The organism is Microcoleus sp. AT8-B5, assembly GCF_036705565.1.
Classification (GTDB): Bacteria; Cyanobacteriota; Cyanobacteriia; order Cyanobacteriales; family Microcoleaceae; genus Microcoleus.
In genome coordinates this window covers 1-22,461 of record NZ_JAUBUY010000043.1, presented here as the reverse complement: position 1 = coordinate 22,461, position 22,461 = coordinate 1, and the positions used below count along the sequence as shown (strand labels likewise).

19 protein-coding genes and 1 pseudogene are annotated in these 22,461 nt (G+C 42.9%); 7 read left to right on the top strand and 13 right to left on the bottom strand.

Annotated features, from left to right (window positions below):
* Nucleotides 1-21: 21 nt before the first annotated feature.
* Nucleotides 22-1,058: pseudogene (locus QUB39_RS23470) on the bottom strand (IS5 family transposase); the annotation flags it as partial.
* Here QUB39_RS23470 and QUB39_RS23465 point away from each other — a divergent pair.
* Entirely contained in the window at nt 1,057-1,326 is a 270-nt protein-coding gene (locus QUB39_RS23465) for a hypothetical protein (protein ID WP_333057266.1), read from the top strand. The pseudogene QUB39_RS23470 and the gene QUB39_RS23465 sit on opposite strands and share 2 nt — an antisense overlap.
* Nucleotides 1,327-1,393: 67 nt before the next feature.
* Here the strand turns inward: QUB39_RS23465 and QUB39_RS23460 are convergent, their stop codons facing one another.
* From QUB39_RS23460 to QUB39_RS23420, 9 genes are all read right to left on the bottom strand, one after another.
* Complete coding sequence (locus tag QUB39_RS23460) at nt 1,394-2,200, bottom strand: WecB/TagA/CpsF family glycosyltransferase (protein WP_333211143.1); 807 nt, start codon at nt 2,198-2,200, stop codon at nt 1,394-1,396.
* A 117-nt stretch (nt 2,201-2,317) separates the two neighbouring features.
* Entirely contained in the window at nt 2,318-3,400 is a 1,083-nt protein-coding gene (locus tag QUB39_RS23455; RefSeq protein ID WP_333211141.1) for an NAD-dependent epimerase/dehydratase family protein, read from the bottom strand.
* A gap of 59 nt (nt 3,401-3,459) precedes the next feature.
* Nucleotides 3,460-4,689, bottom strand: coding sequence for a glycosyltransferase (locus QUB39_RS23450; protein WP_333263579.1), 1,230 nt, complete (start codon nt 4,687-4,689; stop codon nt 3,460-3,462).
* 113 nt (nt 4,690-4,802) lie between these two features.
* A complete protein-coding gene (locus tag QUB39_RS23445) occupies nt 4,803-5,963 on the bottom strand; it encodes a glycosyltransferase family 4 protein (protein ID WP_333485171.1) in 1,161 nt (386 codons plus the stop codon).
* A gap of 1 nt (nt 5,964) precedes the next feature.
* The gene (locus QUB39_RS23440; RefSeq protein WP_333211137.1) at nt 5,965-6,873 is read right to left on the bottom strand and encodes a glycosyltransferase family 2 protein; all 909 of its coding nucleotides are present in this window, start codon (nt 6,871-6,873) and stop codon (nt 5,965-5,967) included.
* A gap of 62 nt (nt 6,874-6,935) precedes the next feature.
* Nucleotides 6,936-8,189: a glycosyltransferase family 4 protein gene (locus QUB39_RS23435; protein WP_333211135.1), complete on the bottom strand. Its 1,254-nt coding sequence runs from the start codon at nt 8,187-8,189 to the stop codon at nt 6,936-6,938.
* Between the two features lie 24 nt (nt 8,190-8,213).
* Complete coding sequence (locus tag QUB39_RS23430; RefSeq protein WP_333211133.1) at nt 8,214-9,155, bottom strand: glycosyltransferase family 2 protein; 942 nt, start codon at nt 9,153-9,155, stop codon at nt 8,214-8,216.
* A 10-nt stretch (nt 9,156-9,165) separates the two neighbouring features.
* The gene (locus tag QUB39_RS23425; RefSeq protein ID WP_333211131.1) at nt 9,166-10,392 is read right to left on the bottom strand and encodes a hypothetical protein; all 1,227 of its coding nucleotides are present in this window, start codon (nt 10,390-10,392) and stop codon (nt 9,166-9,168) included.
* Entirely contained in the window at nt 10,389-11,726 is a 1,338-nt protein-coding gene (locus QUB39_RS23420; RefSeq protein ID WP_333211129.1) for a flippase, read from the bottom strand. The genes QUB39_RS23425 and QUB39_RS23420 overlap by 4 nt, the downstream gene beginning before the upstream one ends.
* 449 nt (nt 11,727-12,175) lie before the next feature.
* On the opposite strand from QUB39_RS23420, the gene QUB39_RS23415 reads away from it, so the two are divergent.
* The 3 genes from QUB39_RS23415 (at nt 12,176) to QUB39_RS23405 (ending at nt 14,471) form a co-directional block, all read left to right on the top strand.
* Nucleotides 12,176-13,099, top strand: a complete 924-nt coding sequence (locus tag QUB39_RS23415) for a glycosyltransferase family 2 protein (RefSeq protein ID WP_333211127.1) — start codon at nt 12,176-12,178, stop codon at nt 13,097-13,099.
* Nucleotides 13,100-13,169: 70 nt separating this feature from the next.
* On the top strand, nt 13,170-14,132 hold the full coding sequence (locus QUB39_RS23410) for a polysaccharide pyruvyl transferase family protein (RefSeq protein WP_333211125.1): 963 nt from the start codon (nt 13,170-13,172) through the stop codon (nt 14,130-14,132).
* A 192-nt stretch (nt 14,133-14,324) separates the two neighbouring features.
* On the top strand, nt 14,325-14,471 hold the full coding sequence (locus tag QUB39_RS23405; protein ID WP_333211123.1) for a hypothetical protein: 147 nt from the start codon (nt 14,325-14,327) through the stop codon (nt 14,469-14,471).
* Nucleotides 14,472-14,850: 379 nt separating this feature from the next.
* Here the strand turns inward: QUB39_RS23405 and QUB39_RS23400 are convergent, their stop codons facing one another.
* Nucleotides 14,851-16,272, bottom strand: coding sequence for an O-antigen ligase family protein (locus tag QUB39_RS23400; protein ID WP_333211121.1), 1,422 nt, complete (start codon nt 16,270-16,272; stop codon nt 14,851-14,853).
* A 205-nt stretch (nt 16,273-16,477) separates the two neighbouring features.
* Here QUB39_RS23400 and QUB39_RS23395 point away from each other — a divergent pair, with 205 nt between their 5' ends.
* The 3 genes from QUB39_RS23395 to QUB39_RS23385 all read left to right on the top strand — a co-directional run bounded on the left by QUB39_RS23395 (nt 16,478) and on the right by QUB39_RS23385 (nt 21,110).
* Entirely contained in the window at nt 16,478-17,950 is a 1,473-nt protein-coding gene (locus tag QUB39_RS23395) for a polysaccharide biosynthesis/export family protein (RefSeq protein ID WP_333211119.1), read from the top strand.
* Between the two features lie 135 nt (nt 17,951-18,085).
* The gene (locus tag QUB39_RS23390; RefSeq protein WP_333057254.1) at nt 18,086-20,422 is read left to right on the top strand and encodes a polysaccharide biosynthesis tyrosine autokinase; all 2,337 of its coding nucleotides are present in this window, start codon (nt 18,086-18,088) and stop codon (nt 20,420-20,422) included.
* Nucleotides 20,423-20,744: 322 nt separating this feature from the next.
* Nucleotides 20,745-21,110, top strand: a complete 366-nt coding sequence (locus tag QUB39_RS23385) for a response regulator transcription factor (RefSeq protein ID WP_039886668.1) — start codon at nt 20,745-20,747, stop codon at nt 21,108-21,110.
* Between the two features lie 66 nt (nt 21,111-21,176).
* On the opposite strand, the gene QUB39_RS23380 is transcribed toward QUB39_RS23385, so the two are convergent.
* Together QUB39_RS23380 and QUB39_RS23375 are read right to left on the bottom strand one after the other, a co-directional pair.
* Entirely contained in the window at nt 21,177-21,674 is a 498-nt protein-coding gene (locus tag QUB39_RS23380) for a hypothetical protein (protein WP_333057253.1), read from the bottom strand.
* Nucleotides 21,675-22,025: 351 nt separating this feature from the next.
* Nucleotides 22,026-22,268, bottom strand: coding sequence for a transposase (locus QUB39_RS23375; RefSeq protein WP_333057252.1), 243 nt, complete (start codon nt 22,266-22,268; stop codon nt 22,026-22,028).
* Nucleotides 22,269-22,461 lie beyond the last annotated feature (193 nt).

The following is a 22,461-nucleotide window of genomic DNA, read 5'->3' as shown; positions in this document are numbered from 1 at the left end:
CAAAAACTGTCCGAACTATTGTTTTAAGTCTCCTGATTCGTTAAAATTATCCCAGCTCATCCGATCTAAGAATACATACCCTTCAAAGCAACTAGCTGATAGTTTGGCTCGCCTCTCTACGCTTTTTCCGGCTTTTCCTCTGACTATCGGACGGATGTGGGGTTGGCTTAAACTTACTATTCTATCCTCAATACTCTGTTTATTATTATCAAATAACCATTGCTGTTGGCGATAGACATCTGTAAGGACTAGCAAGGTTTTATATTGCTTTTTGTTCAGGCATTCTATGGTCGCACCTGCATCGATTAGCTGTTGAATATGAGGTAGATTTCTTTTAATATATTGGAGCTGTTTTTTTAGTGCCTGTTTTCTTTTGTTTCGGGTGGGCTGTCTTTGTTTAGCTACTGCTAAGTAGTCTTTTCTTGCTAGATTACGGTAGGTTGTTGGTTTTTTACTGGTTTGATATTTGATCTGTTTATACAGGATGTCTATAATTTTTTCGGTATGAACTCTGGCTTTGTTTAATAGTCCTAAGTCGGTCGGATAGGTAATGTCGGCTGGGGCACAGGTAGCATCTATGATTAATTTTCCGCGATTGGGTGACTCATTTTTGGCGTCCGAATCCTTTTTTTTTATGGTTTAACTGGGGTGATGGAGCGGATTTTTTCAACCATTCGTTCGTTAAGTTTATTAATTAGATTCTGGCTAATTCGTTGCCGAAAATGAACTAATAGAGAGGGGTCAAAGGGTAGCTCGTTACTGTAGCTTGATTGACCAATAAAGTATTGTAGATAGGGGTTTTCCCTAATCTGTTCTACTCTTGGACGATCGCTAATTCCCAGTTTTTTTTTAATGATTAATACTCCCAACGCCATCCGAAAAGATTTGGCTGGTGCACCATGCGCTGTCGGGAAGTTAGCCGCATATTCTGATTCAAATTCATCCCACGGGATTATTTGGGCCATTTTTACCCAACGGTTGAGGGCTGACAATTTACATCCGTTGGTTAGTTCAAAGTCTAAGGGTTGGAGGGGAGCAAGCTCAGCTTTTCTGTACATGATCGCAGGTGGCTATGCACGGGTTTTGACCTATTTTACCTGTTTATCACGGCGACTTTACTCTCGCTCGCGCGATCGAAACCTTTCGCCACGCAATATGCGATCGATTATTCAGCAAGCCCTAATATATTCAGATCATCTCAGTGGGATGTTAAGAACTCGCGATTTGGATAGCGAACTCTTAACCTCCCACTATAATTCCGATGTCAGCGGATTTGATAGAAGTTTTTTTGAACAGGCGATCGCACTTGCACCTCAAAACGATTAGTTACGATGTGTTTGCTTTTTTAGCTTTTACTTGCGATCGCCCATAATTCACCAGAAACGTTTAAATTTCAACCATATAATACTTCTTCTACAGGCGGCGTGGCGTCTGTGGGGTCGAACTGTTTGATTTTCAAAGCTTGTAGCAAAAACAGCCAGATATAAAGCGGATTCAAAAAAACATACCGCTGCCAAAGGCGCCGAGGTTCCTTAATCATCCGAAACAGCCATTCCAAACCTATTTTAGATAAAAAGTCAGGAGATTTAGCCAAATTACCCGCATGAAAATCGTAAGCAGCACCTACAGCAATCAACGGCATTGATAAGTCATCCCGGTATTCGTAAGCCCAGACTTCTTGTCGCGGACACCCTAAACCGACAAAAGTAATTGCTGCACCGCTGTTGCGAATTTGCTGTGCAATTTCTTCTTTCTCTTGGGGCGAAACCTGCCTAAATTTAGAAGGCTGAGTTCCAGCAATAATTAACTTGGGAAAACGCTGGCAGAGATTGCGAGATAAAGCTTCCAGTACAGAAGCTTGAGATCCGTACAAATAGATAGGTAATCCTTCTTCTGCCGCACGTTCGCAGATTTGTAACATCGCATTCGGCCCGCAAACTCGATCAGGCAATTCCGTATGGTATAGCCAATTTAATGCCCACCTGACGGGCTGTCCGTCTGGCAATACTAAGTCAATGTGATTAATCCGATAACGATGAGTGCTGTCGAGAACCCCAGTCATTACCCCGTGAACCGCTAGGGCAGAAACTGACATTGGTTTTCCGGCGCTGGCTGCCGCAATAATTTTGCTAACCGCCGCTTCATAATTAACGGCATTTACTAATATGCCCAGTACATTCTTTTTCCCTTTATCAATCATGGAGCACCTCTTTAAGTCAACGATCGCAGTTACACTCATAAATCTCCCCTAAGATTTGTTTAACTTTGTATTCTTCACTCGTTTACCGAAATTCCCAGCACATTCTTTTTGCCCCACTCAATCATTGGAATCCTCTTTCAGCCAACGCTCGCGGTTACATTCATAAATCTCCTGTAGGATTTGTTTAACGTTATATTTCATTTTCCAGTTGGGATAGTGACTGGAAAATTTTGAATTGTCGCTAATCCACCAAATGTGATCGCCAATGCGATTCCCTTCAGCATAAGTCCAATTAAACTTGCGTTCCGCAATTGCCTCGCACATCTGGATAGCTTCTAACATCGAACAATTGCTGTACCGGCCTCCTCCTGTATTATAAACTTGGGCGCTTTTGGGAGCTTTATAAAATTCATAAAATGCCGAGATTAAATCAGCACTATGAATGTTATCGCGAACTTGCTTGCCTTTGTAGCCAAACACGGTGTAAGGAGTTCCCGTGACAGCACACTTCATCAAGTAGGCTAGGAAGCCGTGCAATTGAGCTCCAGAGTGATTGGGACCTGTCAAACAGCCGCCGCGAAAACAAGCGGTGTTCATATTAAAATATCGACCGTATTCTTGTACTAAAACGTCAGCAGCTACCTTAGAAGCACCAAACAAACTGTGCAGGCACTGATCGATTGACATATCTTCACGAATGCCACCTTCGTAAGTATGCCCGGGTTCAATTTCCCACCTGTGTTCTAATTCAATTAAAGGCAAATTGTTAGGCGTATCGCCGTATACTTTGTTTGTAGAAGTGAAAATAAAAACCGCTTTGGGACAGTACAGGCGAGTTACTTCTAGAAGATTGAGAGTGCCGTTGGCATTGACTGTAAAGTCTATTTTCGGAGCACGGGAAGCCCAATCATGGCTGGGCTGGGCTGCTGTGTGAATTACTAATTCGATCGACTCGCCGTACCGCTGAAAGATATTGGTAATCGCTTCATAGTCGCGAATGTCCACATCTAAGTGATAATACTTGGTACCCAAAGACTTTTCGAGCAGTTGGCGGTTCCAGTTTGTGGAACCATCAGCACCAAAAAAGAACTGGCGCATATTATTGTCGATCCCAACTATATCTAAGCCTTGTTTGGCAAAGAACTGACACGCCTCAGAGCCAATTAAACCCGCCGAGCCAGTAATGATTGCAACGCCCACGTTTCACCGCCTGAAAAAATATAGTTTTCTTTGTTTTGCCCGATCGAACCCATCAGAAGTTATCCTGATTTTCCATCGAATACATCTTCGCACAATTGGGCAAAGAATAGACCTTTAACATCCCAATCATAGATTTCCCTGACGCGCGTTTGGCCCGATCGACCCAAGCGATCTCGCAATTCACGATCTTGGGCTAAACACACTATAGCTTCTGCTAGACCTTGCACAGTGCGATCTGGGTCAGTAGCAGCCACTTTAATCCCCGTTTGAGCCGTTACTTGAGTAGCCGGACCCCCCAAATCCAAACAAATCGTCGGACGACCAACCCCCATCATTTCCGTGCAGACAAATCCGCCAGAGTCATGCAAACTCGGATGGAGGAGAACGTGAGACTCCCCCATTTTAGAAAGAGTTTCACTGCGAGATAAAGTTCCCCAAAAAAATACTTTATTTGCCAGTCCCAATTCTGTTGCCAAAGCTTCCAAACGCTGCCTTTCCGGGCCGTCTCCCACAATCCAGTATTCCGATTGTTCCAGCTTCGCCTCCGCAAATGCACGGAGTCCCAAGTGCACCCCTTTCCAATGTAAGAGACGACCAACACTGATGAATCTAATTGGTTGCTCCGGCGGGGTAGGAAATTTCTCTAGTTCTTGAATTTCCTGCTGCGATAAACCGACTTGCGAGAAAATCTTCACGTTTTTTGCTTTAAGAAATCGCAGTCGGGCTGCGGTTTCTTCCGTAGTCGCCAGTGCCACGGCACTGCGGCGCGCCGTCAGACCCACAAACGGATCGCGTTCTCCTACGCTTTGAGCCAATGCCCGCAGCGTTTCGTAAATTTTCCCCCGGCGGCTAAAATCTTGCCAAAAAGGCTTTGGTGCTGCTTCTGCACCCCCCACAGGCCCCCAAATAAAAGGATGCGGCAACAGCGCCAGGAAACTGGGAGACCAATGTTTGACATAAGTCACGTGATGTACTATGTCAAAACCAATTTCGCGATCGAGCTTCCGAGCGATAAAATAAGCCCAGATTTGCCACAGATAGTAGTGAAGTTGCAGCAATCCTTGTTTCCCCTTCCAATCTTCGCTCCACCCAAACGGATCAAAATAAACAAAGTGCAGGTTGGGCACTGGGTTCCGCTCTAGTTCTGCTTCAATGTACGATCGACAAAACGTGCGAGTAAATACCCAACTTTCGTGATGTTTAGCAGATTGGATAACAGTATTCCATCCTACTCCCTCTTCGGAGCCGAGATTCGGTTCGCAAGCAAACGCAGATAATAAAACTTTCATGGCTAAGTGGTAATTGGTAATTGGTAATTGGTAATTGGTAATTGGTAATTTTTCCCTCTTTCCTCTTCCATCCCTCCGTTAAATCCTTTAAAAAATCCTTTGCCGAACTTGCTTTACCTATTCTCCATCAAAAAAGATGTAACTTCGACGTAAGCTTTAGCTGCTGTTTCTGGCGTTTTTTGAGAAATTATCTGTCGTGAACGCTCTCCCATCGACTCAATCAAATCAGGATGATCTAGAAAAACTTGCATTTTCTCCGCTAATTCTTGAACACTGCTAGGGTCGAAAATATAACCGTTCTCGCCTGACATAATTAACTCACAGGAAGCTGCACCATTTGAACACAAGACTGGTTTTCCCAAAACCATCGCTTCGGGTACAACCATTCCCCAGACATCCTCAAAAGTAGGGAAAACAAAAATATCAGCTTGCTGAAAATAAGCACCTAAATTTCCATATTCTACCCATCCCGCCCACGTTACTTGCTCTTCAAAATCGCACTCTTTAATAAATGCTTCCAGTTCTTCGCGCTGATCTCCCTTCCCAATAATCAACAGCGAATAATCAACATAACCTTGATTTTTAAGAATAGCGCAAGCTTCTAAGAGCGTTTTAATTCCCTTTCTTGATGTGATCCGCCCTACATACAGAAAAATCGGGCGCTTTAACGGCAAGTTGGGCGGCTGAGTTTGATCTAATAGTTTAATCAAAGCTCCCGCATCAGGTACTAGATAGGTTCTGGTAAAAATTTTATCCTCCGGTACGTTGAGAACTTCTATCAGATATTTTTTACCCGCATTGCTATTGGCAACAAAAGCATCGGCAAACCGCACAAGGATGCGGCGCACAAATGTCCTAAAACTGGAATCTCGAAAGTCTGTATTGGGGGAACTACCATCGTAAATAATGGCAATTTTCCACCTCAGTAGCGGTTTTAAAAACGCAACAATTACAGTCCACAAAGAGAAAGCTTGGGGAAAGACCACATGAGGTCTAAATTTTAGCAAATAGCCGATAATACTAGGCGATACTACAATGAATCCGCGATCGTATCCTGTTTCTATCTTTTCCGTCTCGACAAATTTAGTTTCCCCTACCAACTGAATTGCCGATGCTCCCGGCAGTGTAGGATCGAACCCAGACCAAACACGACCAGTATAAAATACAGTATTCTTAAAAATTTTTGTAAATTCCCTCAAAACAGGCTGCCAGTAAGCTCCCAGTTCCACTTCCGGGACAAGCCAAGCAATGCGGAGTTCATTTCTATCAACCATCCTATTCACCTTGAGTTTTGTTTTTAGTCAATCCCAGTTTGCTCAACACTGAAAGCCAAACTAACCTGCGATAAGGTAGCAGCCAATAAATTGGCCACAACCAGCCACCATGCCGCTGAGTAAATACTTTCCACTCTTGAGCCGGTTGCAAGGTAGTATCTTTGAATGATAAACCTTTCGGTTTGCTCATTTTATCCAATCCTTCACTTAAATTATCAGCAGCCGTTTTGGTCACCTGGGGGTTGAGAGAACAAGTTCCTAAATAGCCAGGAGCAATCCAAACTGTACATCCTTTCTGTCTGGCTCGTAAACCATAATCCCAATCGCCAATATAATGGACAAAAGCTGGATCGAGGTTGCCGATATTTTGCACAACGCTGCGGGGAATTAATACGCAGTTGCCGTGCATAGTATCGCACATCTGAGCCTCTTTTGTTGGTTCGAGGATAGCATATCGGAATGGGTGCAAAGGGTTATTTCGTACCATACCGCCATATGTTGTTTGACCCGTTTCAGGGTCGCAGGTAGAACCGCCAATGATGGCTTTTGTTTCTCCTTTTTCTGATAACTTTTGAGTGGTTTCTAGCAAGACACTTACGGTTTCTGGATAAATAAGAGTGTCATCATTTAACCAGAGGTAGTAGTCGGGATTATCTTTCATTGCTTCGGTGAAAGCCCCACGCATTCCCCCGTTCCAAAATAAGTTCCCATCGCCGGAAAAAATATTGACTTGAGGATAGATTTGACGAACTGCCTCGCTGGTGCCATCGGTACTGGCGTCATCGACTAAATAGGCTAAAATATCAACATCGGCTGGAAGTGCCTGCTTAAAAAGAGCCTCTAAGCAAGCTAATGTTTTCTCTTTACGGTTGAAGCAAGTTAAAAGGGCCGCGATTTTAGTACGGTTCATTATTCGCAATTTGGTGGCTTTTAGCGATAGCTAAGTAAAATTTACTACGTAAAATCTGATGTTTACTTTGGAATGGACACAAGATCGTTAAAAACAGACAAATAGCGATTTGCTTGTATGTCTAAAGTAAATTCTTGTTCCACTTTCTGGCGGGCGCGAATACAAAGTTTTTGATGCCGATTGGGATCTTCTAAAACCCAAGCAATTCCTCGCGCTAAGTCTTCTGTTTCATAAGGTTTAGCTAAATAGCCATTTGAGCAGTGTTCGATCATATCGGGCAGTCCCCCAATATTAAATGCGGCGCTGGGGATGCCACAAGCAAGGGCTTCCATGACTGTATTTGGCAAGTTATCTATCACGGAAGGGGCGACAAAAATATCTGCTGCTGCATAAACCGTTGCTAGGGAAATATCATCTGCGAGTCTCCCCAAATAGTTAGTTTTAAAACCAAGTTCAATGGGATTTTCTGGTTCAGAAGAGCCAAAAACCAGCAACTCTATCCGATCTTTCCAGCCTGATTTACTGAGGCTTTGTAAAGCTGGTACGAGCAAGTTAAATCCTTTCCAGCGATCGCCTGTTCCACTTGCACCTCCAAAGAGTACAATTTGTTTATCTTGAGGCAAATTCAAGATTTCCCGCGCCCACTGACGATTTATGGGTTTGTACTTTTGAGTATTGATGCCATTAGGAATTATTTCAACTCGAAAATCTTTGAATAAAGAACTAGAATGAGCGCATTTAGCTAACCAAACACTAGGGCTAACCAAAGTTAGTTTAAGCTTATCCCAAGCTTTAGCTTTCCGCTGCCACACCCACCGCGACAGATCCGAATCTTTATTACTGTGGAGTTGCGGACAACTACCACAAGATTGAGTATAGCGATCGCAATCTTCACTATAATGACAGCCACCTGTAAAAGGCCACATATCATGCAGCGTCCAAACTAAGGGCTGCTTAAACTTGGGAATACTTTCAACTTGTAAATAACCCCCACAAACCCAGTGTAAATTAATAATATCAGGAGCGAGTATATCCAGTTGATTCGATAGAGCATCTGGCAGCACTTCTGTAGAAAATATAACTGGGTTTCTCTTAGGGTAGAGCCGCAATGGTGCGTTAGATAAAGTTGAAATAATCTTATCAAACTTATTTGCAATACTATGTGGTGACGAAATTACATTGCGATCGCCACTACTCTTATTTTTTACCAGCATTTGCGAAGACACACCAATCCCCTGGAAACCTTGGTGCAGTCGATAAGCGGCGCGGGCAGCCCCCCCTTCACTATCAGAACTATTGAGAAGTACAACCTTCATTTCCCATGCCTCTCCTCTAAATTTCTAGCTGACTTTGCCTGATTTTTTCAAAATTTTATTAACCTTTTTTTGCACCTTTCTTAGCAAGGGGGGATCGTAATCAAATAAAGTTTTTTGTGTAAAATTATCTGCTTGCGTATCCCTCATTGCAAAAGGCGGGTGTTTCATCGGAAATGTTATAGCTTCTACAGGCATATTACTGTAAGGACTGTTGACATCCTCCGTATTAGTTCCCCCTACACCATGTCCGATATTAGAAACTAAATTGACATTGGCAAGAATATTCGTACCCTTTTGAATAAAACTAGCAAAAGTCCACTGACAAGCCCAACTCTGTAATTTTCTTTCATAACAAAGCTGAAAAATATTTTTCCAAACTTTTGCAGTATGGGAGTCTCCCAGTACATCTATCAAAAAATTACCATCGCGAATTTCTGGCCACAGGTTCATATCTAAATCATACTGCTGCCAAGCTCGCCTCCAACTCGCCCAGCTCCAGCAGTGATTATAGCGAGAAAAGTAGTAACTATAATCAGTTCTTTTTCGCCCAAACTGAACATTTTGACCAGAGATTGACAGCATCCGCCGATCGTCTCGGTAACGATCCAGCAATTCTTCAGCAAAGCGGAAAAAAGTAGGATCAGGGAGACAGTCATCCTCAAGAAGAATTGCCTCTTCAACTTTATCAAACACCCAATTCATACCACTAGAAACCCGCAGGCGACAACCGAGATTTACGTCTGCGTAATTCTTCAAAACTTCGCAGTCCCAATCTACTTGGTCAATAATAGCTCTAGCGGCAGCACATTCTTGATCTTCTCCAGGCCTATCTGGACGTGCCCCGTCAGCAATTACTAGCAATTTGGGAGGTTTGGCCTGACGAATTGCCTCAAATACTCTAGCCGTTGTACCTGGGCGTTTGAAAATGATAAAAGCGACGGCTGTTTGGATTTGGTAATTGAACATTTCTGCAACTCTAATTTTTATAGTAGTGTTCAACATCTGAATTAACAATATCAGCAGTCATATCCGATTTAAAATTAAACCACTTGTGAAGCATCACAGCCGCTATGTATGCCAGTGTATCATTGCTCGTCTGATAGGGCAAAAATCTATAGCGAAAACTAGCCATTCTCGGGTCACGTTCTTGGTATAAAATATCTTGGGCAAAGTTACCCCAACGCTCATCTATCAAATCAATTGTCATACCAGCATGAGCCGAAGGTAGCAACATATTAGAGCCGTGAAGACCAATTACTAAGCGGCTTTGTGAATAAACACGGCATATTTCCCTTTCAACTTTTTCATTAAAACTATCCACTCTGTAATCTTCAATCCATTCTGGAAACTTAGTTTTTGTCCCCAAACCAGCGACGGCAAATTTTGCTTCTGGTACTTGCAACCTGATTTTCTCAAATAAGTGCTGAATTTTTAAATTTTGCAATGGCAATGCCCTTTCTCGTTGATTTAGCTTTTTCAGAACTCGGAACAGCCCACTGTTAACTAATAAACGATCTTCCCGCCAAATAAAAGTAATTCTTGTTTCTGGTTCATCAAATTTGTGTTTGGGAACTCTAGTAAACCGCGTGATGTCAAACTGACTAGGGTGAGAATGGGCTTCGCTGACATAAATTTCCTCAAAGCGTTTAGTTTCTTCATCCACAAACTCGGCGAAGCTGGGATAGTAAGTTTGACCATTTTTTAAAGAAATAGGTACTGTCCAGACTTCTGCAACTTCATCAGGAACCATCCACCTTAGAAACTTAGGAACTATCACAACTAACCCGTAGTCAGAGTTGCATTCTAAGTGCCTTTGTGCATTTAGCAACTTCAGCAGGGAATGACCATAAAGATGATCGATACAGTTTAAGATAATTACCCGCTTGCAGGGTTTAAAAATCTCTTTTACAATCTCAAGTTTTTCTGGTTGAGGATTTTGGAGTGAATTGAGTAATGGTTTGCCTAGCCATTCTTTTATGTTAGCAACTTTTGCAAAAACTTCACCTTTGGCTGTATCAACTTGGACGGAGTTTCTGACTCCATGACCTACTCTCAACTCGTCGATTATTTCGCTACCACATCCCACGCACTTACAATCCAGAACAATATGTATCCCTTGCCACAAAATTTTTTGGGCCTTGAGTTCCGTGTCGCAATAGGGGCAATTCGATCGCTGTTCGATTTTAGGTTTAATTTGAATCACTTTACTACTCCTCTGATTCTACAAGCTGCCTTGTATAAGTTAAGCGAGCGCCAGATGAAATTTGCGAATGGGCGCAATTCCTTAATCAAGAAGTTGACTAATATAATTACGTAAAAATAAGTTATCAGAGTAGCTGTGGTTGCTCCAAAAGCTCCATACTTAGGAATCAGCAAAAAGTTCAACCCTACATTTAAAGTAGATCCGACTACAGTCAAATAAAGACCGTAGCGCAACTGACCTTCTATGTTTAAATATGTACTCCGTGCTACTCCAAAGTTACTGCCAAATTGCGCCCAAACATAGATTCCAAGCACCGCTGCTGACTGTGCATATTTGTCACCGTAAAGTAGATGCACTATCCAGGGAGAAAGTAATGATATCGGTATGGCAACTCCCAACCATAAAAATATCATAATATCAGAATAAATTTGAAATTTATTTAGATATTCCTCATAATTGGTCTTTCTCAAATTCGCTAATTTGGGAAAAATAGAGCTGGATATGATCATCGGCAAGAAATCGCAGATTTCCGAAATTTTAACAGCAGCAGCATAATAGCCCAGTTCTGCATTTTTATTCATCGCACCGAGCATTATCTGATCGGTTTTTGAGTACACATAAACTGCAAATCCCGACAAAATTATCGGCCAACTCTCCGATAGCAGTTCCTTACACTTTTCCCCACTGAAGTGCCAATCCTTAATTTTATTCCCCGTAAGCTTATAAAAATATACATAAGCGATTCCTACCAATGCCACCTCTGTCAATCTAACCCAGGCGAAGGCAAGCAGGGGGGCTTTAATTGTCACTAACCCAATTCTGACAGCAGCAACTAAAAAACATACCGAATTTTTAGCCAACACTGTATATTTTGACTGGATTTGGGACTGGAACCAAAAATTGATAGCCTCAAAAGCATTAAAGATAGTTCCAGCAGCGATGATACCTACCAGCCACCGAGTCAGAGTGTCGTTGGGCTTGACTAGCGTAATCACGGTGACAGTTAACAACAAAGTGATGCAGCCACCAGTAAATTGCAGTCCGAAGGCAGTTCCCAGGGTCTCATTTTTGCATTCAGGGTCGCGAGCTATATTCCTCACTACCAGAGTACCCAACCCCATCGTTGCCACCGAACTAAACAGCGACACAAAGGCGATCGCGTAGTTGAGCAATCCAAATTGTGTCGGACCAAGATAGCGAGCCACCCAAAGGCCTACAAACAGACCTAGACCCATCTGCAAGATTTGGTCAGTGAACAGCCAAGCTATGTTACTTAGTACCTGGCGCAGACCCGGACCAAGCTTTTGACCTATACCAGCCAACTTGTCTAACATCGGCAATTTTAAATTGTTACCAAATAAAAATACACTTTTTGAACTTTTTGCAATCTAGCTAGAGTAGTAATGCTTTATAGTCTATCATAAGACTAGCACTTATGCAGCATTTACACCAATCACCCTAACTACAACTTTTCCCACTATGTATTCTAAAATTTCAAATACCATACGATTCGTTTAACCTAAACGAGTATTATTACTCATTTAGGTTTGTTTAGCTCATTTGCTAGAACAACTGAGGAGATTGGTAGGTGTGGTTTAACCCAACTCCTATCCCTACAAATGCAAAGGTGAAAGCATAATCCCTAGTTTACTGGGTATGATCCACTATGCTAAAGCAGGATTAAAAGGCAGAACTGAACTACTGATACCCAAACTTGGTAAATGTTGAGCAAGCAGTCTAGGCGTAGCGAAAGCAAAAAGGATGATAAGTTGGAGTTTAATATATGAAAACACCTGTGGCTTTTTTTGGATTTAATCGCCCTCATACAACAGAGAGGGTATTTGCAGCGATTCGGGAAGTTAAACCGCCTAAACTTCTACTCGTGGTTGATGGACCACGCTCTGATAAGCCAGAGGAAGCTGAAAAATGTGCTGAGGTAAGGGCTATAATTGAAAAAGTGGACTGGGATTGTCAAGTTTATAAAAATTATGCTGAGGCTAATATGGGCTGTAAGCACAGGGTAGCTAGTGGGTTAGATTGGGTATTTAATACAGTAGAAGAAGCAATTATTGTGGAAGATGATTGCTTGCCAAATCCATCTTTTTTTCAATTTTGTGAAGAAATGTTGGATTTATATAGAAATGAACCCAGGGTAATGATGATTAGTGGGACTAATTATTTGGAGGAATGGAAATTAGATCTGCAAAGTTATCATTTCTCGTATTATGGAGGTATTTGGGGCTGGGCTTCTTGGCAGAGGGCCTGGCAATTTTATGATATTAATATGCAGGCTTGGATCAATCCTGACGTGAAAGCAAAAATTAAAGCTATACTGGCTGATGAGGCTCAGTATAAAATTAGAGCGCGGGATTTAGAAAATACTTTTCAGGGTAAGGTAGATACGTGGGATTTTCAATGGAGTTTTGCTCGCTTGGCTCAAGGGGGCTTGTCGATCGTGCCTTGTGTTAATTTGGTGGCTAATTTAGGTTTTGGGTTAGCGGCTACTCATACTGGAACTCTCAATAAGGAAATAGCAGAAATGAAACAATTAGATTTAAGGTTTCCTCTTGAAATCAATGATAATCTGATGGTGGATCGAGAGTACGATCGATTAATGTTTGAAAAATTATTTATCAGCCATGAAAGTTTGATTAATAAGGTGATCAAACACTTAAAAAAAATTCCCGATAAACTCTGGTTAAAATGATTTTTGCCAATTCCAATGAAATGATACGAAATGTCACTGTCAACTTACTCAACTTAATGAAAAATAGGCTATGAAAACTATCTCAGTCTTGGATACCTCAATCTGTAGCTCTAATTTAGGAGACCAGATCATTATGGATGCAGTGAATAGCATTTTATATGAGATGTTTCCTGATCGACTATTTATTAATTTTCCTACTCATGATGTCATATCGAGCGATTCTTACCGCTTGATGAGTAAAAGCAGTTTAATTTTTGTCGGTGGTACTAATTTATTGTCCTCTAACATGAACTCATATAATCAATGGAAGGTCAGTTTAATGGACTCTCTATTTATTACAGATATTACGCTAATGGGTGTGGGATGGTGGCAATACCAAAATCAGCCTAATTTATATACCAAAATTTTGTATGAACGGCTATTAAGTAAAAAATATCTGCACTCAGTGAGAGACAGTTACACAGAAAAACAGCTAAAATCGATCGGGATTAATAATGTAATTAATACTGCTTGTCCTACTATGTGGAAATTAACAGAGGAACATTGTGTCCAAATTCCTCAAGGTAAAGCAGAGTCAGTATTGGTTACTTTTACTGAGTATAATCAAAATCCTAGTTTAGATAAGCAGTTAGTGGAATTACTGAAACAGGAATATAAGTTAATTTATTACTGGACGCAACAGCCCAAAGATTATCAGCACATGAAAGATATATGTGGCGAGGGAGCAATTTATCTTAATCCTAGCTTATCAGCTTTAGATATGGCTTTGTCTCAGTATCCGGTTGATTATGTAGGGACACGATTACACGCTGGGATTAGAGCTTTACAATATAAAAGGAGAACTTTAATTCTGTCAGTTGATAATCGCGCTACAGAAATTTCTAAAGATACTAATTTGCCAGTCGTACAAAGAGATGATTTAAACAGTGTGGCTAATTGGATTAATGCTAAAGAAGAAACTTTAGTAAAAATCCCTTTAACAGCCATTAATGAGTGGAAAAAGCAATTTTTAGCGACTGTCAATAATTATTAGCTAATCTGTTAAGCTGTTCATCATTTAAATTTTCCAGGCTATCTAAGCAAGTATTGGGTTTCAACCTCTGAAACACGCAGTTTAAATGCACAACAGCTTACGCATTTAAACTGTATATTCTAGCAAGCGAGGATGCTTACACTGCAAGGATTTCACGGTCACCCAATAACCTATTTATATGCTTAATTAATTATGAAAGTATTAGTGATTAATACATCGGATATTAGTGGTGGAGCGGCGAGGGCTGCTTACCATTTACATGAAGATTTACAAGGTCTAAATGGGGAGCATCCCGATTTTGCAAGTGCGTCAGTTGTTTTTGCAAGTGAGGCAAGGTAAAATGTTGGTAACATTTATTTTTGGGATAGGCAAGTGTGTAACCATTTTGCTGCCTATCTTTTTTTACCATAACTCGGCTGAATCTTTGCCCAGTCGTCAGGGTTTTGGGCGGGTTATCACCCCTTCAGGTCTACGTCTTAGCTTTCATGTCACCCCTTCAGCTTACATTCAGGACATTCCATTGATTTTAATTCTCGGTTGATGTTTTTTGTTACTCTCGATCTCTCTGTATCATACCTCAATCCAGCAACGCCGATTTTCAGTGTTTAGAAAATATAAAGGCGGTTGTGGAACGCTTGGCTATCGAGCAAAATCAGACTCGTCAGATGATATTATCGCACAGCTTGGCACATCTTCGATCCGCCCAAGGAACTTTACTTCAGTCGAGAGTGCGAGCTACAGAAGGCCTTTGAGGGTTGCTGCTGCTACTGTTGGAAGTGTTACTAGTATTGTCTATGGCAAGTCTAACTGTCAACATTACATAACTCAGCCAAGCATTTCCGATTCCCAGGATCTGAGTTTCTGTGATGTTGCTCATAATAATAGACACCAGAAAACAAATAGGGATTCCCGCGTCTTCCAGCTTGCTACGACTCAAATACCGGACTGCGTAAGCCAAATTAAGAAGCAGGGAAATCATCATTAAGATTAATCCTGGCCAACCGAAGGCTAACAATATTCCGATCGCGCCATTGTGAGGATTTTTCGGTTGAAATCCATTAGTAGTATAAATAAAATAAGCAGGAGTAGCGGGGCCTAACTTATCTTGTTGAAAAAATCCCTCGTATCCGTAGCCAAACCAGGGGCGCTGATTGGCCGCAGCTATTAACTGCGGCCAGAATTCGGTCCGCCCAGTTAGAGTCAAGTCCTTGCCTAACCCACCTACAACAATATCCTCTAGGTTGTCTACTACAAAAACCGTCATAATTATGCTGACCACCAGGAAACATATAATCGCAGTAAATGCCCACTGAAAAGTTAATTTTTTTAGAAAGTTTAGTGAGGACACTGCAATTATTAATATGATAGTAATCACTAGAGCCGCTCCCGACTTATTAGCTCTCACCAGGTAAAAATAAAAGAACATCATTCCCAAAGAAATCCAGCGTTCTTTCTGAGTTTTAGCTCCTTGAAAATAATGCAAATACCAAAATGCCGTACATAAAGCTAGGATTCCACCGAGAGAATTTTTAGCTTGCGTTAGGCCTACAAAATCGCCTGCTCCCGGTGGTTTCATTATAAAACTTGCCAAACCCAGTGCCGTGTATCCCCACCGCCAAAAACGAGATAGATCATCCCATTTATATTGCGCGGCCAAGTAAAATCCGAAAGCAGTAAATGCTGAAAAAGCTAGGGCTGCTCTTAGCGTTACGTCAGGAACTAGAGACCATAATGTAGACAGTGATGGCAGTAATATGTAAAGTAAAAAGAAAGGATTCATGATCAATACTTTGGCAAAAAAATCTATAAACTTGCTACCAAAAGCTTTGACCCTAGAAAATAAAATTAATACTATCCACGGGTAAAAAAAATAAGGCAGCATACTTAAAATACTGCCAGATGTATCTTGCAAATTAGTAAGATGCAAGTAATTAAAAGGAGGTTGTGTGAGAGAGGGAGAGATGAAAATATAAAAAGAAGCAAAAGTTTTTTCTAAAGCCAAACCTATTTTTTTGCTACTGGACAATTGAAATAATAGCAAAGTCGCGATGGCGATTATAGCCATTAGCATCCATATAAATAAAGAATTACCTAAAATCAGCTCTTTCAGCATAGCCGCTTTAGACACTGGTTCAGTCATAATTGCTTTCCTTTATCACAAACAAGCTCAAATTATCTAGATATAAAATATAGGCGTCAACCCGCAACCACGCTAACACAGAAATTAGGCATAAAGCAAAAATACAGCACCGTTTTTTCGGCGATCGCTTAAAATAATGAGCTTTTTGCCCAGCACTAAAAAGGCTACACTTATATAAATCATAGTCAATAAAATTAGGTTGTGTATGGTTAACACCCATTTTCCAAGACAGATAGCCCCGTCGGTTGTGGGTGTTGTCTTGTTTGCTTCCACTGTCCTCGCTGACGCCAGAAGCACCCCGGCACAACTTCCCATCCCGCTAGGCGCAGACCAAGCCCAGACCGTTGCGCCCGTTAGGAGATCGCCCGAAAGCTACAAACTCGGCGGCGGCGATCGCATTCAACTAGAAATACTCGAAGTACCCGAACTCAGCCGCGGCTACGAAGTCCTTTCCGACGGTTCAGTCAACCTGCCCCTGATCGGCTTGGTCTCCGTCCGCGGCCGCACCTTAGTAGAAGCCACCAACATCATCCGCAACGCCTACCGCCGCGTCCTCAAAGACCCCATAGTCACAGTCAGCCTCGTCGCCGCCCGCCCCCTCAACGTCGGCGTCATTGGAGAAGTCACCAGGCCCGGAAACTTCACGATTACTCTAACTCCTGGTCCAGGAGCCGCGCCGAGTGTCCAGTACCCCACCGTCACCCAAGCGATCAGACTCGCAGAAGGCGTCACGGGTGTCGCCGACATCCGCAACATCCGCGTCCGCCGTCCCCAACGAGACGGCCCCGATCAAGTGCTCAATGTCAACCTGTGGAAATTCTTGGAGGAAGGAGACATCTCTCAAGACATAATTTTGCAAGACAGAGACACAATCGTGATTCCCACAGTCGCCAACTTCAACCAAGCAGAAGCTCGTCAATTTGCGACGGCAAACTTTTCGCCACCCCCAGAAAAACCTCGATCGATCTCCATCGTTGGTCAAGTCACCCGCCCCGGGGCTTACGTCGTGATCGGTGGCAATACCACCAACGACCTCAGCCGCGAAGGTTTCCCCACCGTCATCCGGGCCATTCAGCTAGCTGGTGGCATCACATCGGATGCCGACATCCGGCAAATCCAAGTGCGGCGCGTCACCAGAAGAGGTGAACAAATTATCCCAGTCAACCTGTGGCAGTTCCTAGAGTCCGGCGACGGCGCTCAAGATACCATCCTCCAGGAGGGAGACACGATCATTGTGCCCAAAGCCACGATCGTTAACCCAGCAGAAGCTGGCGTACTCGCTAGCACTAACTTTGCCCCCGTCGGCATTAACGTTTTTGTAGTAGGAGAACTCAGAACATCCCTCGATCCCTTGAGGCTCCCAGCTAATGCCACACTGAATCAAGCTTTAGTTTCCAGAGGATTTTTTGGCTACGAGAATACCAGAGCTAGAAGGGATAAAGTTGAGCTAGTCCGCCTCAATAACGACGGTACAGCTACTAAACGGACGATCGAAGTCAATTTAACTCAAGGAATTAACGAAGAAACCAATCCTCAACTTCGCAACAACGACATGATTATCGTATCTCGCAGGGGTCTCGTCAATTTTGTCGATCGCATGAACGCTGTAATCGGACCTGTCGGGCCTGCGACGGGAGTGTTAAATTTTATAAACGTTCTCCGATTTTTATTCAGGTAAGAAGGCGGCGGGTGAGGTGAATAATTCCTGGCAAAGGCTAGAATAAACTAAACAATAAGATTACCCAGCCGCGACCTGGCCGCTTCAAAAATATCAACCTCAAAAATATCAACCTCAAAAATACCCAGGCTGAATATGGATAGCAGACAAGATTACCAACCCTTCACACCTAAATCGAATGGCAAACTGCCGGAGTTATCTGCTCAGAACTACAGAGATCACTTTGTTGAGGAGAGAGAAGAAGAAAAGCTAGACTTGTCCTGGCTCTTAGGCGTCGTGCGCCGTCGCTTCCCGGTCATGGCAGCCGCCACCATTGCTTTGAGCGCCCTGGCAGGAACAGCGATCGTCGCCACTTCTAAAAGCATAACGATCGAGTATGAAGGCTCCTTTTCCCTGTTAGTAGAACCCGCCACTGCTGAAGGTTTGCTGTCCAAACAATTAAACAACACCCAAGCTGCCGACTTAGCAAGAATTAATATAGAAGGAATTAGCTTAGTAGACTACGAAACCCAAATTAGGATTTTGCGTAGCCCCAAATTGATGCAGCCCGTGCTTGAGGAATTGCGAGCGTGGTATCCCAAAATGACCTATACGGAACTGATCTCAAAAATGTCCATCAACCGCATCAGCTACACGAAAGATGGCAAACAGCAAGGCACAAAAATTTTACAAGTTCGCTACAAAGATGCAGACAGAAAAAAAATTAACAACGTATTGGACAAAATTTCTAAAGCTTATCTAGACTACAGCTTGCAGCAACGGCTGATGGGCATTAATCAAGGTATTAAATTTATAGATACGGAGCTTCCCAAGCTCCGAGAAAGAGTAGAAGTTCTGCAATTGCAAGTCCAAAGACTGCGGCAGCAGAGCAACTTATTTGAACCTCAGATAGAGGGAAAATCTTTGTCTGAACAAGTTCAAAGCATTCGCGGCAAGCAAGTAGAAATCAGAGTTCAGCTAAAAGGGATGCGAAACCTCTACCAAAGCTATGAAAAACTACTCAAGGAAAATAATCCCCAGGGGCTGCTGATTACCCAAGGACAAGCTTACGGCGGACTCTTAGGTCAAATTCAGAGAATAGACTCGGAATTGTCAATGAAATTAGCTCAGTACAGAGAAGACAGTTTGCCAGTTTTAGCGCTGCGAAAAAGTCGGGAAGAACTTATTTTAACCGCCACTCAACAAGCAAAAGAAGTGGTGATGGGAAATTTAGAGACCCAAATCAAAGAAATTGAAGCGCGCGATCGTGAAATGACCGCTGTGCAAAATGCTCTCAACCAAAAAATTAGAAACTTTTCAGTTACAACCCGACAATACGACAATTTACAGCGAGAACTGCAAGTAGTTACTAAGAGTTTGTCGGACTTCTTGGCAAAACGAGAAGCCTTGCGAATTGATGCGGCTCAGGAGCAAATACCCTGGGTGCTGATAAATCCTCCGGAAATTCCGCGAGACAAATTCGGCAACCCTATAACAGCTACCGTCAAACAAACCAGAAAACAGTTAGCGCTGGCAGTAATTTTAAGCAGTCTGCTGGGCATAGCCGTCGGCTTGCTCGTAGAGGTACTAAATACTGTGTTCCACACTCCAGAATCACTCAGAATGGCCACAAGATTGCCAATACTCGGGGTGATTCCGTTTACCAAGAAAGTCAAGCGCAGACCGCCAGCCAGACAGAGAAAACTAACATCGGCTCGATCGAACTCGAAAGTGGAAGTAGTCGAACAGGTCGAAGCTAGACCTACTGGTTCGATGAGCGGGGCACCAAGTATTTTGAGCGACTTGGACTATCAATTTTTAGAAGCATTTCGATCCCTATACACGAACATTCACTTGCTGAGCGCAGGCACGGCAATTCGATCGCTCTTAGTCGGCTCAGCCGTAACCGGAGACGGGAAATCTACAGTAGCTTTGCACCTAGCAGCCACAGCAGCAGCCGTAGGACAGCGAGTATTGTTAGTAGATGCAGATTTGCGTTGCCCCCAACTGCACGCTAAGTTAGGACTGTCGAACGTGCGTGGCCTGGGCGATGCCATCTCCACAGATATCAGCCTCAACGACGCGATTCAACGAGCCCCGAACCAAGAAAATTTGTTTGTACTCACCGCAGGCCAAATTCCCCCCGATCCGATCAAGCTTCTTTCTTCCAAAAAAATGCAGTATCTGATGGAGCAATTTCAAGCATTTTTTGACTTAGTAATTTATGACACCCCGCCACTAGCAGGCTTGGCAGACACCCACTTGATCGCAGCTCACACAGACGCTACGATTATGGTCGTCCAAATTGGGCAAACGGACCGAGCGCAAGTTCGCAAAGTTTTAGAAGAATTAAAAATTTCTGGAGCTTCCGTTTTGGGAATCGTTGCTAATGGCTGCAAAAACACCGGTCACAGCTACCGCCAACGCCCGGTCGTTTTAGACACGCTCTACGACCAAAAACTATCGGCTTTAGGTACGAAAAATCCTAATTAGACAAATGTTGATGCAGGCGGCCGAGGGCCGCCGTCCTCAACGGGAAACGCACAACCAAGCTATACCCTGATTTTTTGATAATAGTACCATTTGAGAAAGAAAATGATAGACTAACGGACATAGCCTCGTGTGTCAACCGAGATTGCGCGGATATTTAAATTTTGCGGTAATTACTCAGAAAATGATTGAGAAATCAGCAAAAGTGGGTAAACTACATTTAGCAGAGCGCAATCTCAATCAGGAAAAGACACCTTTGAAGGTGAACGTTAGTGTAAACGTTAATGAGAACGTTTCAACCCAGAAACTTGGTAGGGATTATTCTATGAGTACAGTTATGGTTGTTGATGATAGCGTCACTCTGCGGGAGATGATCGCCGACTTGCTCAAAGGTAGAGGACTAAACGTCACGGTAGCGAGTGATGGCGTAGAAGCTCTAGAGCAAATTAAAGCTAACCGCCCAGATTTAGTCGTTCTGGATATCGTGATGCCCCGGATGAACGGCTACGAAGTCTGTCGCAGGCTCAAAAGCGACCCTAAAACCCAAAATTTGCCTGTAGTAATGTGTTCGAGCAAAAGCGAAGAGTTCGATCGCTATTGGGGAATGAAACAAGGAGCCGACGCTTACATCGCCAAGCCATTTCACCCTCAAGAATTGGTCGGGACTATTAAGCAACTGCTGCGAGGTTGAGGTGGAGGAGTAGGGACAGGAAAAAAATTGTCTTCAGCGCTGATTATTTCTGCTCCCGCAGCCTCTCTAAACTACTCGATTGACAATAGTCCAAACATCCCCGTCCGATCGCACGTAGGGAACAGAAATACTCTTAAAACCAGTAATAAAAGGCTTGTAATAAACTTGCCAGTAGCTGGGACTAATTTGGTCGGCGATGGCCTTGAGTCCCTTCACTTCCGCCGCCAGTTCCGCCGCCAGTTCATTAATCCGTTCCGCGTGTCCCTGAGCTAGTAGTCTTCCTTCTTCAACTTGCTCCTCCATCGGACTGATTCTTTGCAACTTTACCGACTGCTGTTGTTTCTGACTCAGTTGAGCAGACAGAGCCGCGATCGCGTCATCTATACCCTTGACTTCTGCCGACACTTGTGCTGTTTCCCTGGCGTGACGCCGATAAGCATCGGCGATCGCTTGGGGCGAATCACCTGCTGGGACAACATCGGCAATACTAAGCTGCTGGCGTTCCAGGCGCAATTCCTCAATTTTAGAGTAAATTGCTTCTATATCTGTCTGAAGTTTGTCCACCTAATTATTACCGCGTGGTTGTTTGATATTTTAGCATATTAACACAAACCAATGACCTAATCGCCCTATAAATAGCATACAGCACTTCCGGATGTTATGAGGTACAGTAGCAGCAATTAGTAAACCAGTTTTTAAGATGTTTCGGATTAATTAAGTCAAGAGCCACAGAAATTATGGTGTCAACCATTTTAGTGGTGGTTGGTGACAAATGGATCGAGAAAGATTTGAGTTGCGACCACCATAATTCAATTGGATTAAAATCAGGAGACTATGGGGAAAAACACAAGATAGAAGCACCCACCGCTTCAATCTACTGGCTTAATTGAATCTACTTTATGCGCGGGTAAATTATCAATTCACGTCTACTGCTCCCGACCACAATTGTGGCACTAAACATTGCTCAATAAATACCTCAAATGCTTTGCCATCCATTGAGTTATCCATTGTCATGAGTGCCACTACTCGCTTCAAACTAATTGCACCAATTACTGTGACTTTTTTCCCTCGGTAAAAAGGTTTAACCGCATAGACTCTCGTTCCTCGTTGTGAACGTGCATGACTTCTGGTTAAACAAGCGTAATACTCCAGTATCATCTAAAAAGACTATATTTTTTGGGTCGATATGCTTGAGTTTTTACCAATAATCTAACCTTAACTTCATGACTCTTTCAGTGCCGGCTTGGCTACCGATCACTGTTTTTTTTTACGATTCTTCTGGGCAAATAACTCACACAATTCTAGTAAGGTTGCATCGGGATGTGCTGCCACTATTTCTCTCAAAGAAGCT

Excerpts from the sequence above, each read along its gene's own strand:
- QUB39_RS23465 (WP_333057266.1), top strand. The coding sequence starts at position 1,057 with ATGATCGCAGGTGGCTATGCACGGGTTTTGACCTATTTTACCTGTTTA.
- QUB39_RS23460 (WP_333211143.1), bottom strand. The coding sequence starts at position 2,200 with ATGATTGATAAAGGGAAAAAGAATGTACTGGGCATATTAGTAAATGCC.
- QUB39_RS23450 (WP_333263579.1), bottom strand. The coding sequence starts at position 4,689 with ATGAAAGTTTTATTATCTGCGTTTGCTTGCGAACCGAATCTCGGCTCC.
- QUB39_RS23445 (WP_333485171.1), bottom strand. The coding sequence starts at position 5,963 with ATGGTTGATAGAAATGAACTCCGCATTGCTTGGCTTGTCCCGGAAGTG.
- QUB39_RS23440 (WP_333211137.1), bottom strand. The coding sequence starts at position 6,873 with ATGAACCGTACTAAAATCGCGGCCCTTTTAACTTGCTTCAACCGTAAA.
- QUB39_RS23435 (WP_333211135.1), bottom strand. The coding sequence starts at position 8,189 with ATGAAGGTTGTACTTCTCAATAGTTCTGATAGTGAAGGGGGGGCTGCC.
- QUB39_RS23430 (WP_333211133.1), bottom strand. The coding sequence starts at position 9,155 with ATGTTCAATTACCAAATCCAAACAGCCGTCGCTTTTATCATTTTCAAA.
- QUB39_RS23420 (WP_333211129.1), bottom strand. The coding sequence starts at position 11,726 with ATGTTAGACAAGTTGGCTGGTATAGGTCAAAAGCTTGGTCCGGGTCTG.
- QUB39_RS23415 (WP_333211127.1), top strand. The coding sequence starts at position 12,176 with ATGAAAACACCTGTGGCTTTTTTTGGATTTAATCGCCCTCATACAACA.
- QUB39_RS23410 (WP_333211125.1), top strand. The coding sequence starts at position 13,170 with ATGAAAACTATCTCAGTCTTGGATACCTCAATCTGTAGCTCTAATTTA.
- QUB39_RS23405 (WP_333211123.1), top strand. The coding sequence starts at position 14,325 with ATGAAAGTATTAGTGATTAATACATCGGATATTAGTGGTGGAGCGGCG.
- QUB39_RS23400 (WP_333211121.1), bottom strand. The coding sequence starts at position 16,272 with ATGACTGAACCAGTGTCTAAAGCGGCTATGCTGAAAGAGCTGATTTTA.
- QUB39_RS23395 (WP_333211119.1), top strand. The coding sequence starts at position 16,478 with ATGGTTAACACCCATTTTCCAAGACAGATAGCCCCGTCGGTTGTGGGT.
- QUB39_RS23390 (WP_333057254.1), top strand. The coding sequence starts at position 18,086 with ATGGATAGCAGACAAGATTACCAACCCTTCACACCTAAATCGAATGGC.
- QUB39_RS23385 (WP_039886668.1), top strand. The coding sequence starts at position 20,745 with ATGAGTACAGTTATGGTTGTTGATGATAGCGTCACTCTGCGGGAGATG.
- QUB39_RS23375 (WP_333057252.1), bottom strand. The coding sequence starts at position 22,268 with ATGATACTGGAGTATTACGCTTGTTTAACCAGAAGTCATGCACGTTCA.